The sequence below is a fragment of the Micromonospora sp. NPDC005173 genome (assembly GCF_040608515.1).
GTDB lineage: Bacteria > Actinomycetota > Actinomycetes > Mycobacteriales > Micromonosporaceae > Micromonospora.
This window is the reverse complement of sequence record NZ_JBEXIK010000048.1, coordinates 37787-50307: the sequence shown is the minus strand read 5'-3', so window position 1 is coordinate 50307 and position 12521 is coordinate 37787. Positions and strand designations below refer to the sequence as shown.

The following is a 12521-nucleotide window of genomic DNA, read 5'->3' as shown; positions in this document are numbered from 1 at the left end:
CGACTTCGGCGGCGGCGACCAGGGACGACGAGGACTCGACCGCTTCACCCGTCAAGCCTGCCTCGGTCCTTGAACACGGGCAACGCAACAGACCCGTCCAGCGCAGCTCATGGCTGATCCGCGCGCTGGGCGTCGTTCGGGACTCCGGCCTGCCGGACGCATGGATCGGCGCCGGCGCTATCCGCGACCTCGTCTGGAGCGAGCGGTATGGCGACGGATTCGACCCCTCGTTGGTGCGTGACGTCTCTCAGCCAGGAGCGCCCGGACCAGCGAGCCCGATGAGGGGGTGCTCCAGAACTGCCCTCTTGGGCTGAGCCACCGACATCTGCCCGACCTGCCGAAAGAGTGGCCGATCATTGGCAGTTCGCTGGCCCAAGGCCGCCGCGGCCCGTCCACTGAGCTGTTTCATTGCTTTGGGGAGGCGTGCAACACTGGCGATGCAGCTTCGGAAGGTCGCGCAGATCAGGGAGGATCGCCAGTGACGCCGAGAGCCCGCAGGCCCGAGTCGGCCGAACCGCGACCCCAGGCCCACCTCGCACCTCGGCGTAGCCTTCCCCACGGCAAGCGGATCTTCGACCTCAACCTCTCGGATCGGGTCGAAGGGGTGTGGGACGAGAACATCCCGCTCGTCCAGCAGACGATCATAGAGGGAGTCGGAATCAGCGCCGACACCCTCAGCGACAAGGAAGTCCTCGAGAGGCTGTGTGACGAGCTGTGCCGGACGTTCCAGCTGACGCTCGTCGAATCACACTTTCACACGTTCGACCCCGGGATCTCCGGCGTGTACATCCTCGGGGAAAGCCACCTGGCTTTCCATTCCTGGCCGGAGAAGGGCTATATCAACATCGACATCGTCACCTGCCACAAGCGCGGAGTTGATCCGGTGCGGCTTGCTGACCTTTTCGTCGAGTTGTTCAACCCCACCAGCCTCCGCTGTCACAAGATTTACTTTTGAGCGCCACATGCCGGGCGAGGGCAGGTTGAGCGCGGGGACCGATGCGGTGCGATATGCGACGGCCGCGAGGCTCGCCGATCACATCGCGCCTCGTCGGCCGGAGAACGATCCGTCGCTCGAACAGTTCCTGATGCAATCTGGGAGCCTCGCCTATCAGGGCGCGACCGTCGGCAGGATCTTCGAGGGGAGGAGCGTCCTCTTCCTCGGCGACGACGACCACGTCTCGGTCATCGCCGCAGCCTTCTTTGACCTCGCGGTGATCGTCTATGAGGTCGACCCGCGAGTCGCCGACAGCCTGCGCGGTTGGGCGAGCAGGTTGAGCCTGCGGAACTACCGGGTTGTCGTCTCGGACATCCGGTCTATCGAGCGAGAGGCCGGCCAGCCGGCCGAGGCGTTTTACATCAACCCCCCGTTCTCCTCGAAGAACGGTGGGCACGGGCTGCGGTACTGGGTGAGCAAGGCCCTCCAGTTGTGTACGCCTACCTGTGAGGGCATCGTCGTCATGCCCGCTAACGAAGACCTCGACTGGGTCAATCACAACTGGGTGTCGGTGCAGAGGTTCGTGTCCGACAACGGATGCCGGATCCTGTCTGTCGGCGAAGACCAGCTGCAGACCTACGACGGCACCAACGACGAGGGAATGCGGTCTCAGAACCTGCACATACGACGGATCGATCCGAGCCGTGTTCTCGAGGAGCCGATGCGAGGCGGGGAGAACCTTTACAGATAGGAGCAGGGCGTGGTGACGCAGAGTGTCCGCCGATTGCTGCCGAAAAGAACGACACGCCGTACTCTTCTGCTGGCCGTCTACGTGCTGCTGTCAGCGGCTGCCTTCGCTGCCGCCGTTGTCGGCTTGGTGCTCGCCTTCCAGCGCGAGGAAACCTCGACCTTGGAGCAGCTGAACTGGGCTTCGCAGTCGATAGTGGGTATCGTCGCACTCGCGAGCATCGTGTTCGTCGGTATCCAGATCTCGGATGTCCGGCGATCGTTGGGAAGCAGTGCTTTCGAGGCTACGGCCTCGCGAATTCTGGAGATCACCCGACTCTCACTCCAGTTCAAGGAGGAGTACGCCGAACTTCATCGTGACGGCGAACCGTCACTGGGTTCCAAGCTCCTAGCCGAGGCGTATCTCGACATCCTGGACACCGAGCTTCTCCGACGGAGGGCCATGCCTGATGCGTGGGCAGACGGATTGCCGTCGCTGAACGACTGGATCAAGGATCTCTTCGTCGAGCTGCCCGGGCTCAGGTTCGTGCTGTCGCACAGGCGGAGCTGGTATTCCGGCGAACTCTTCGCGATGATGCCTGTCGCACCGCCGGCGGCGGAGGAGAACACCCGTGTGACCGACGAGGTGGCTTCTCCCTCGGGTCACCGGCTCACGTCAGGTTAGAGATCGGTTGCGCCCGCCACGTGGTCCACAGGGGTCGATAACCCATTCGGCTCCAGAAGGGGGCGGCCAGAGGGTTGGCCACCGCGTAGTGCAGCAAAGTGGCCCCTATGCCCTCCCGGTCGAGGTGGGCGTGTGCCGCGCGCGCCAGCATCGTTCCGATGCCGCCGCCCCGCTCTTTCGACACGACGCCCATCGACCCCAGGTAGACCGGCCGGTGGGCGTCGACATAGGACTCGATCCACCCGCTCGCCTGCAGGCTCGACACCTTGACGAATCCAACCGCCTCTCCACCGCGCTCGGCCAGCCATATCCAGGCGCTGCCGGTCTCCAGGACCCTCGCGATCTCCTCTCTGAGGAGCGCCGCCGTGCGAGGCCGGAGGACTACTGATCCGAACGAGGCGTCGTATGTCATCAGTTCGGTCCACATGTCTGCGACTCGTTGACCGTCCCGCTGCTCGGCTCTTCTGATCGATACGTCGCATTCGGTGAGCGACTCGCACTGCGTGGAGCGCCCCTTCGGCCGGACGGCCAGAACGGTGTAGGGATGGAAGCCGTGGGCGGCCAGGACCGGTGCGCAGCCGTCGTCCCTGCTAGGCCAGGTCAAGGTGACGCAGGAATCGGTCGAGAAGTGCCGTTCGTCGTGGCCGGCTGTCTGCTTCAACTCTCGGAGTATCGCGTCCAGGGCGGTTGGCGCCTCGGGGGGTGCGACAAGGGCGCGCACCTTCAGTTGTTCGAGGGGACCCCAGGTGGCATCCAGAGAGCCAGCGTCTCGAATTGTCTCTCGTACGTCTGCCAGACCGGTCAGCTTGCCGTGCCTGTCGCTGATGGGAATCATTGTGGTTTCCACGCGGAATTCGGGACGCTTCGGCAACAGCGGGTCGAGGTTTCTCCAACGAGTGACGGCCACGTCACGAAGGCCGTCCGCTCGTGCCCTCCAAGCCGGATCCACGCCTGTCAGGATACGGCCACTTCCTGACCGGGCAGGACCGCCGTTCGGCGTGTTCGTCGGTCGGAGCGCCTGCAGCGCGAATCGATCCCCGCGGACCACCGCGGCGGGGAGCCGGGGGAGGGCGGGAACCTGCGGGCCGGCCGAACGGGGTCCCGGGCCGAGGGAGTGCACATCGTGATCTTCGATGATGTGCGCGGTGTGCGCTCTCCAGCGGGTGCCAACCCGGGTGAGCCGGTGCCAACGCGGGTCACCGCAGCCAACCGCGGTCGCAAACCGGGTTCGTGTGCTCGGGGTGTGGTCCTGGGCTGGGAGAACAGGGGTCCGGGTGACGTGGGTGAACGTGGGCCACTCCCTGCCACCCCAGGTGAACCCCCAGGTCGCTAGACTAGTCCCTCGCGCCCTCGTAGCTCAGGGGATAGAGCATCGGTTTCCTAAGACGACGCTCTATCTGTACCCCGAGGCTCACTACCTGCGGCTTCCTATTCCGTGTTCACATTAGTGGGTCGCACATGGGCGTTGCTGTGCTCGCTTGCCGAAGATCAGCAGAACAAGCGTAAGTCCTGCTCAGGACCTTCTTCGGTCGTGCGATGCGTCCCTTGCCGAGATCCCGTGAAGTTGCCGCGCTGCGTCAGTTTACGGTGCCGCAAGAGTTCGGGCCAGCAGCGTGGCGAGCTTGACTGCGCGTGCCGGGTGGTGCTGACCGACCCAGGCAACTAACTGAGCGGCATTGGGGCTAATAGCCGGGGCCGATGTCAATGTCGGGGTCCTGGTTGGCGAGGCGTTCCTGGCGAGTGAGGTCTTCAGGCCGTTGCCGGAAAGTCGGGAAATCGCTGATGGTCCTCGTCGGGTCAGTCCGGAGTGAGAAGTCTCGCCGAAGCGCCGCGATCTTGATTCTGAGGTCGTCGTGGGCGGCGGAGTCGTCGAGGCTGCTCTCGATCTCGCGCAGGCGGCTGTCGGCGACAGTGCGACTTGCGCCGTCTTGATAGTCGTCGAGAAATCCGCGGACGATGCGTCCCATGCGCTTCTCGCGACGGCGTTGGGTTTCGCTGACCGCGGCGTCTTCGAGCAGGTCGGTCAGGTCGCTCAAGAGCGCAATGAAATTGTCCTCCAGGGTCTTAACCTCTGCTGGGCGTCGGCCGTCACGTGGGATGTCGTTGAGATGACTGACAACTTCGCGGGCGAAGCCGACCTTGTCGATATTCGCGTCGAAGGCCTCGGCGAAGCTGTCCTTGAGGCAATCCCACAACGGGCGGCCTGAGTCGAGTCTTGTCTTGAGGCCCGTTTCCTTTAGTTTAGCGGCGTCCTCGAGCCCCTGCCGGATCGATGCGCGGGCTGAAGGGTCCACCGTGGTTGTTCTGCTTGTACGGCGTAGGTGCGCAACCCGAGCACCAATTGGTTTGGGAGTGCCCTTGCAGGACGAGGCGCAGTGGGCCGGTTCGGCGGCTCTGCCGGTACGGAACGCCACGTGCAGCCGTGTCAGCTTCATCTAGCATGCCTGGCCCCTTACTGTCTGGAGATGCGGCGATGGGATTCGCTCAATGAGCGGCAGCTCGACCTGCTTCGCCGGATCCACGGCGGCGATGACCTCAGCGGCCCGGACGGCGTCGAGTACCGGCGGTCGGCGCGTGCGCTCCAGGACCGGAACCTGGTGACGGTGACACGCAAGGCAGGGGTGTGGAGGGCGTGCTCGACCGACGCCGGGCGCTTCTACCTTGAGCATGGCCACCATCCTGATGATCCCGACCACCGTGCTTCCCTCCCGCGGTCCGAGACGCCGGCGCCCGGCGGCATCGCCGGCGACGCTTCGTCGGCGGACCTGCTGCGATCGGCTCGCGAACTGCTCGAGCGCCTACAGCACGAGGGCGGCATGGTCCGTATCGAGAGTCCCGACAGTGGAACGCGGGCCCGGTACCGCCGGATCATTCACGCGTTCAAGCAGCAGGGACTTGTGCCATCGGGTCACCATCTGCGCCACACTGGCCGCGACGCCGGGGACATCGTCATCCGCCTCTACACCGATGCCGGTCCGGACGAGACCGACTGGAACCGGATCCGGCTCAACACCCGACGTGTCACCACCGACCCGCATCTGGCGTTCAGCGCCCTCGAAGCCGATCCGACTAACCTCGCCGTCAGCTCGGACCTACTGCCCCGGGCGTTGCTGCTGATCCGGCAGCTCGCCGGCGAGGCGGCCCGGCGTGGGCACCGGCTCGGGGTCAACACCAAGACGAAACACCCGCGGATGTTCCTCCAGGCCGGGCAGGTCCGACGCACGGTCACCCTGACCGAGGAACGCGACCAAGTCCCGCACGAACCCACCGCCGAGGAGCTGAAGGTGCTGCGCCTGCGGCCGTGGATGAAACCCGCGGAGTTCGACGTCGTCGACTCCGGCAGGCTCCGCTTGGAGAACGCCCGGGCCGGACACGACAACCGGGACACCTGGACCGACACCGCACGCGTACGTCTGGAACAGCGCGTCGCGCAGATCATCCAAGGGTTCGAGGCTGGCGTCACCGCCGACGAACAGCAACGGCGGGCAGCCGAAGCCGCGCGGGAGAAGGCCACGGCCGAGCACCGGCGGCGGCAGGAGGAAGCCGCGGCCGAGCGCAGACGGCAGGAGGAGGCCACCCTCGCGCAATGGCACGCCGCGATGGCCGACGCCCGCGTCCGGGCCGCGGACAACATCCGCGCGGAAACCTTCCGCAACGCCTACCAGGCTTGGACCACCGCAGCTGACATCCGCGCGTTCTGCACCGCCCTTGAACAAGCGGCGGAGGGGCGGACCGGCGCCGGCGGGTACCTCGCCAGCTGGGTCGCGTGGGGCAGGGCCGCCGCCGACCGGATCGACCCCATCCGCAGTCCCCGTGTGCTGGCTGACATCGACTACAACCCCGAACCCGGACCCGACGACCTGCGCCCGTTCCTCGGTGACTGGAGCCCCCACGGACCACGCAAGGAGCACCGCCCTGATCACGACCGTCAGGCCCACGCCGGCATCCGCCGACAGGCCGAATCGTGGCACCACGGGCTGCTCGACCGCGGCGCCTGAAGTGCGTCGACACCTCAACCGCCACCACACTCCGGCCGGATGCGCACGAGCCTGCGCCGGGACCTGCCGCCATCGCCGCGCGAACCGCCAGCACGACCCGGTACCACGCAACAAGCGACGCTTACCCGAAGGACGGCTGGATGAGAATCGACCCCTCCCGCTTCACCGTCGGCGACGAATGGGCGTACCGGCAATCGGACCACGGACCGTCCGAACGCGTCCGCATCCTGGCCGTCGAGCCGAAGAAGAACAGCGCCCGCCTCGAGATCAGATTCCTCGACGACCCCGACGAACGGGTGGAGAAGGTCCCCGGGTCGCGGCTGCGGGTGCCGTGGAGCGAGGTCGGGACCTTCGACGCGCTGATGGCGAACTGGCAACGCATCAACGATCTGAGCCTCGATCGCACAGAGGAAGCCTGCATCGAGGAGATCTTCGGCCTCTTGATCAGCGATGACGTAGCCGAACTGCTCTGGTCCCCGGTGTCATGCGCCACCGACATCCACGACAGGGCCCGGCTGAGCGAGATCATCGGCGGCCCGATCGACGACATCCTCGCCTCGGCTGAATGGTTCGACCACGACGGCCGGACCATCCTGTCGCCGGCCGGCACCCTCCAACTGGTCGAGGCCGCGTGCCGTGCCCATCCGACCCAGGTCCTCGACCTCGTCATAGAGCAGGAAGCCCAGTCCCGCCACAAATGCAAGTTCGGCGACGACTACCGCGTCGGCCGCGACAGCCGGTCGACGACACCGGAACGGGAGTACGACTGGTACCGCCGCCACGACCGGCCCCGTCACGAACTACTACGCCAGTGGTGCGGCCACCGGGCAGTCACCCACCACGAACGGTTCCTCGCCGCCGAAGCCGAAACCCACCGCCTCGACATCCTGATAACCGACCTCCTCAAGGCCCTGGACAACCTCGGCGAACACGAAGAGGCCGCCCGGTTCGCCGAGGAACACGAACGCGACCGCATCACACCCCACACGATCCGACCCGTCGTCGAACGCCCCCTACACCCCTCCGAGATACCCGTACGCGAGATCAAGGTCAGGCGCCGCTGGTGGTGAACACCCCTGCGCGACATGGTCGCGGTGTTGTCCCCGCGCTGAGCGGGCAGCGACGATGGCCACCCATCGAAGTAGACCGATCGCGCTACATCGTCGGCTTGGCGTTCTCCTTGCGCAGCCGAACCAGCACCGCATTCGTCCCTCACCGAGACCGACCGCAGCTGCCTCACCCCGGGCTCGTGTCGGCCGCCTGGCTAACGCCGCCGTCAGTGTTCACCGTCGTCCGGCGGGGTCTGCCGGGCTCAGGTCGCCGTCAGGGGTGGTCGGAGCAACAGGGGGTGCACGGGGCCAGGCGACTGACCGCGGAACGGCAGGTCATTGCCAAGGCCGCAACCACGCTACGGCTTGCAGGCCTCGACGATGTTGGTCTGGTGCTGGGACCGAGGGGCAGCCGGTCTCCGCGCCCGGCTGGTCGACCCGGGGACCGGTGGTCGGTGGCCTGCGGCCGGTGCTGCTCCACCTGAACGTGGCCGTGGCCAGCGCCCGGAGGTGGCCTCGCCGACCTACTCAGCTTTCCCGTCGAGACCTAGGCTTGCCGCGAGCGCGCCTGTCACAACGGTCTCAATGGTGCCGCGCTGCCAGGGCGAGTGGGGGTCGCAGAGGTAAATCGGGATGCCTGTGACTGCGGTGGACTCGGCATGCTTGGACATTTCTGCGCCCCAGTCCGGTGATCGTTCGTGCCACGGGGCGGGTAGCGAGTTGATCGTGCGACGCATCGCGGCCTCGACCTACTCGATCCTCCTCACGGTGTGCAGGTGCAGCAGCAGTGTCAGGCGGGTTGAGTGCTCCAGCGCCGAAACGCCGGGCAATTGACCAAGCGTCGACGGTGCTGGTTTGTGAGTAGGAGAGGAAGCGAAGCCCGCGGCTGTCGAACCCGTCAGAGGGTGTAGCCGAAGTATTCCCTGCCCTGGTAGTCGATCACGGCGCAGAAGGACGGTTCCCCGCACGATATCTGGACCGGGTCGCCCACGGTGGCCAATCGGGTGGGCGCTGTCCAGCTGGCGCCGTTGAACGCGAGTACGGACCCGCCGGTGCCCGTGAAGTTCGACGATGGCCTGGTTAGGGCGGCACACGACAGCGCGGTCGCGCAGGAGACCGATACGACGTCCTGCTCCAAGGCGATGGTGTTCGCGGCGCTCCACGTCGTTCCGTCGAAATACATCGCCGCCTGGTATCCGACCGCGACGCAGAAGTTCACCTTCGGGCACGAGATGGAGTTGATACCTGCTGGTGGCGTGGGAGTCGCGGTCCAACTGGTCCCGTTCCAGACGTAGGCGGTCGGATACCTGCTGCCCGCCACGCAGAAGGTGGGGGACGCGCACGAGATCGCACCGAGGCCGTTGCTCGAACTGGAGTGGCTGTCGATGGTCACCGGAGCTGACCAGCTGTTGGAGCCTCGGTAGAAGAAGGCGTGCCCGGCGTCGTCGACTCCGGCGCAGAACGTGGCGGAGACGCAGGATATGACCGGTCCGTCTGTTCTGCTGTCCCCGGTATCGCCCTGGTAGCCGTCCGACCAGTACGACCCGTTGAACGTGGCGGCGCCGCCGAGCATGTCGGTCATGGCGCAGAACGTGGCGGAGACGCAGGACACCGATGTCCGACCCCAGAGGCTGCCCTGGGCTTTTCTGTCCGCGACCTGTGGGGCGGAGGTGAGGCTGGCGTCGTCGGTGGTCCAGACATTCCCATAGCGGTCGGCCGCCGTGCAGTGGGTCTTGACACAGGAGATCGAACTGGCGTTTCCCGTGTACGGGCCGACCCAGGTGTGGCCGCCCCAGGAACCGTTCGAGTACTGGTACCCGCCACCCGTGGCGTCCAGGAGATAGCAGGACTGGTCCCGGGCGCAGGAGAGGACGTGGCCGCTATGGGCCCTGATGACGAACCAGGCTCCTACCCAGTTGTCGGCTGTCCAGGTGGTCCCGTCAAAGCGTTTGCCGTTGCCGTAGGTGTCGACGGCGATACAGAACTGAGACGTCGCGCAGGACAGGGCTGTCGCGCTGCCGGTGGTGCTGGTCTGCCAGGTGCTTCCATTCCACCTGTCGATGGTGTTCGCGGTCGAGTTGATGCCGAAACAGCTGTTGACGGCGGTGCAAGCTACCTGAGATTCCGACGTTGTCCCCACGGCTGCCCACGCGGAGCCGTTGTAGACCCAGGCGACGCTCGCGTGGGTGGTGCTGGCCATACAGAAGATCGAAGACGTGCAGCTCAAAGTCGTCGGCGCGATGCCGGTCGCGTTGACGGCGGCCACCTGCGACCATGCGGTGCCGGTGAAGCGGTACGCGTTCGTGCTCAGCGTCAGCATGCAGAATGTCGGGCTCGTGCAGGACAGCGGTGGTGTGGACAGCGCCAACCCGTCGGGGGCGACCGTCTTGACGGAGGACCACGTCGTGCCGTCGAAGGCGGCCCACTGGTTTCCTCCGACCGCCATGCAGAATCCGGCCGTGTTCGGTGTGGTCCGCGGTGCGCAGGAGACCGACGTCAGCCAGGGGCCGCCGGAGTCGATGGTCAGCGGCTTGACGGCTGAGGCGCGGGTCCACGAGGTACCGTCGAAGCTTTGGAGATACCCGATCTGGTCGGCGGCGATGCACAGCGACGCGTCGGCGCAGCTGACCGCCTGGGTGGGTCCGGAAAGAGGATCGGCGGGCAGTCCCGGCGTCCATGTGAGGGGTTGGGCGGTCCCGTCCTGGATACCGATCGAAGCCGATGCGGAGACGACAAATCCGTTGGTGTCGGCGAACGTCAGGACGAAAACGCTGATGCCGACCGTGGTGGGCGCACCGGTGATGCTGAACCCGGTCAGGTTCAGGCCTGCGGGTAGCGCGCCACCGGTGATCGTCCAGGTGCCCTGTCGGTGGTCGGCGGTGGTCAAGTCGGTGCTGTAGGACCCTCCGACGAGTCCCGCCGGGAGATCGCGGGTCGTGATCACGGGCGGTTTCGGTGGCGCGTGGCCGGTCTGTACAAGGATGCTGGCAGCACGCGCTCCGTTACGGACTTCCGGTTTACCCGCGTAGCGCGTATGGACGGAAGCCCCGACAATGTCGAGGGTTAACGCGCAGGGAGCACACAAGTACGGCACCCGGAAGTCGCAGACGGCATCCCCGAAATTGCAGATACTGAACGTCTTGGCGCCGATGTTAGATGGGAGCTTCCTCGGCGAGACGCTAACGTCCATCTGGGTCCCGATGCCTTGGGCAGTGGTCTTTGCGGTCCCGTAGTCCTGCGTCGTGTCGCCGGCGACGCGGTCGCCGTCCGCGATGAGGATCGCCGCGTCGATGCGCCCGAGGACCTCATTGTCCAACGTGCGCAGACCTGGTCCCGGCGTGTTGCTGAGCACCCGGTGCATGACCATGGCGCCCTGCGAGTAGCCGGAGAGCACGAAATGCTCGGTCGGGCACTGACTAGCACGCTCATTGAGCGCACGGCGGGTCTCGATCACCCCGGTCCAGAGGCCCGAGATGTATTCGGCCACGTGACCTTTGAAAAGCGTGCCGATTGAGTCGGCGGGATAGACCACGGAGACCGCGTCGGTGACGGTGACGGTGTTGTCGACGGCAAGGCCGGCCTTGAACTCGGTGTACGCGGTCATGACGCTCGGTCCGATGCCATGATTCTTGTCGTTCGGGTCCAACTTGTCGCCACCCGGTCCGGACTCGCCGGAGCCTCGGGCCGCTAGGAAGAGAACGTTCCGGCAGGGCACGCTGCCAAGTTGGTCGGACCGGATGATTTGGGTCGCGCTGGACCAGTTCGCCGGGGGTGCGCCCTGGGGCGTGGGTATGCTTTGTGTCCTGGGCGTGGCGGGGGCGAGGGCGGCGTCGATGCCTGTGGTTGCCGCTGCTGTCGTGACTGTTATCGGGGTGCGGCTCGATGTGGTGGACACGCCGTTGTAGCACTGCGAAGCGTAGCTGATCGACCCTGTGACGTCGCTGGGGTCGAAGCAGGCCGTGTAGGTGCCGGTTGGCAGTCCCGTCACGGCCCAGGCCCCGGAGGTATCGGTGGTGGCGAAGCCGACTTCGCCGTTGGATTCGTAAACGGTCACTAGGACATCGGCGAGTGGCTGACCTGATCCAGTCACATGTCCGGAGACCGATCCTGCGGTGGCCAGGATGGCGTCGATCCCGGTGACGGTCGCGCCGCTGTCCGGCACGGTCACGGTGTACGGGACGCCACCGGGAGCGATAGCTTTCCAGCATTGCGGCAGGTATCCGTAGGTGCCTGCGGTGCTTCCGGCGGGGTCGAAACACACCGTGTACGCACCCGCGGGCACGCCGGCGACCGAGTACGTGCCGTTCGCGGCTGTGCTGGTCTTGGCGACACCGGTGCCGTCGGCGGCGAAGACCCGCACCCTGACATCGCCGATGCCTGACGCTGCGGTATTGGTGACCGTGCCGGTCAGGCTGGGGCTCGTCGGGATCGTGACCGTGACCGTATCCGCCGGGCCATAGCGGGACCCGTCGACGGCGAAGAGGGCGTAACTGTAGCTCTGCCCCGGTGTCAGACCGGTGTCCGACCACAGATTCACCGCACCCGTGGTCTGCACCGCGAGCGTCCCACCGGTTGGCGACGAGGGCGGGGCCGCCCCGGGGGCACGGCGGATCATCACGCCGGCGAAATCGGCGTCGGCGGGGTTGGTCCACGTTAACGTCACGCCGCTGGTGGTGACCCCGTCGACGGCGGCACTGGTCACCGGGCCGGGTCCGGTGGCGGTGGTGGAGACGGTCTTGGTGGCGGCGGTGGCGTAGTTGGGGACATCGTCGTGGGCGAACAGGGCATAGGAGTACTGGGTGCCAGCACTCAGACCGGTGTCGGTGAACGAGGTCACGGTATGGGCCGTGTCGGTGACCAGCGATCCGGCTGTCGCCGACTGCGGCGGCGTCGCACCGGAGGCGCGTCGGATCATCACGCCGGCGAAATCGGCGTCGGCGGGGTTTGTCCAGGACAGCGCGACCGTCGTGGCGGCCGGGGTAGCGGCAAGCGCGGTCACCGGGCCGGGCGCGGTGTTGTCCGAGGATGGAGAACCGCCGAGGTAGTAGCCGGCAACGTCTGCGACGAGGTGGACGGTGCCGGAGGAGCCGTTGTAGAGGTTGATGGCACCTCCGGTGCCGACCTTGGCC

At 66.3% G+C, this 12521-nt stretch carries 8 protein-coding genes and 1 pseudogene; 5 read left to right on the top strand and 4 right to left on the bottom strand.

The window, feature by feature from the left end:
* Nucleotides 1–478 precede the first annotated feature (478 nt).
* From speD to ABZV00_RS31845, 3 genes are read left to right on the top strand one after another with little or no spacing between them, the layout of a single operon-like run.
* The gene (speD, locus tag ABZV00_RS31855) at nucleotides 479–955 is read left to right on the top strand and encodes an adenosylmethionine decarboxylase (RefSeq protein ID WP_355613110.1); all 477 of its coding nucleotides are present in this window, start codon (nucleotides 479–481) and stop codon (nucleotides 953–955) included.
* Between the two features lie 46 nt (nucleotides 956–1001).
* Entirely contained in the window at nucleotides 1002–1685 is a 684-nt protein-coding gene (locus ABZV00_RS31850; protein WP_355613108.1) for a bis-aminopropyl spermidine synthase family protein, read from the top strand.
* A 9-nt stretch (nucleotides 1686–1694) separates the two neighbouring features.
* The gene (locus ABZV00_RS31845) at nucleotides 1695–2345 is read left to right on the top strand and encodes a hypothetical protein (protein WP_355613106.1); all 651 of its coding nucleotides are present in this window, start codon (nucleotides 1695–1697) and stop codon (nucleotides 2343–2345) included.
* Here ABZV00_RS31845 and ABZV00_RS31840 read toward each other — a convergent pair.
* Nucleotides 2332–3294 (bottom strand): GNAT family N-acetyltransferase, encoded by a 963-nt coding sequence (locus tag ABZV00_RS31840; RefSeq protein ID WP_355613104.1) that lies wholly within the window; start codon nucleotides 3292–3294, stop codon nucleotides 2332–2334. The genes ABZV00_RS31845 and ABZV00_RS31840 overlap by 14 nt on opposite strands.
* Nucleotides 3295–4027: 733 nt before the next feature.
* Nucleotides 4028–4639, bottom strand: coding sequence for a hypothetical protein (locus ABZV00_RS31835; protein WP_355613103.1), 612 nt, complete (start codon nucleotides 4637–4639; stop codon nucleotides 4028–4030).
* 27 nt (nucleotides 4640–4666) lie between these two features.
* On the opposite strand from ABZV00_RS31835, the gene ABZV00_RS31830 reads away from it, so the two are divergent.
* Together ABZV00_RS31830 and ABZV00_RS31825 are read left to right on the top strand one after the other, a co-directional pair.
* The gene (locus ABZV00_RS31830; RefSeq protein ID WP_355613101.1) at nucleotides 4667–6343 is read left to right on the top strand and encodes a hypothetical protein; all 1677 of its coding nucleotides are present in this window, start codon (nucleotides 4667–4669) and stop codon (nucleotides 6341–6343) included.
* A gap of 140 nt (nucleotides 6344–6483) precedes the next feature.
* Nucleotides 6484–7413, top strand: a complete 930-nt coding sequence (locus ABZV00_RS31825) for a hypothetical protein (RefSeq protein ID WP_355613099.1) — start codon at nucleotides 6484–6486, stop codon at nucleotides 7411–7413.
* 560 nt (nucleotides 7414–7973) lie between these two features.
* Here ABZV00_RS31825 and ABZV00_RS31820 read toward each other — a convergent pair.
* Together ABZV00_RS31820 and ABZV00_RS31815 are read right to left on the bottom strand one after the other, a co-directional pair.
* Nucleotides 7974–8084 (bottom strand): annotated as a pseudogene (locus ABZV00_RS31820) (IS30 family transposase); the annotation flags it as partial.
* Between the two features lie 206 nt (nucleotides 8085–8290).
* Entirely contained in the window at nucleotides 8291–12391 is a 4101-nt protein-coding gene (locus ABZV00_RS31815) for a cutinase family protein (RefSeq protein WP_355613097.1), read from the bottom strand.
* Nucleotides 12392–12521 lie beyond the last annotated feature (130 nt).

Excerpts from the sequence above, each read along its gene's own strand:
- ABZV00_RS31825 (WP_355613099.1), top strand. The coding sequence starts at position 6,484 with ATGAGAATCGACCCCTCCCGCTTCACCGTCGGCGACGAATGGGCGTAC.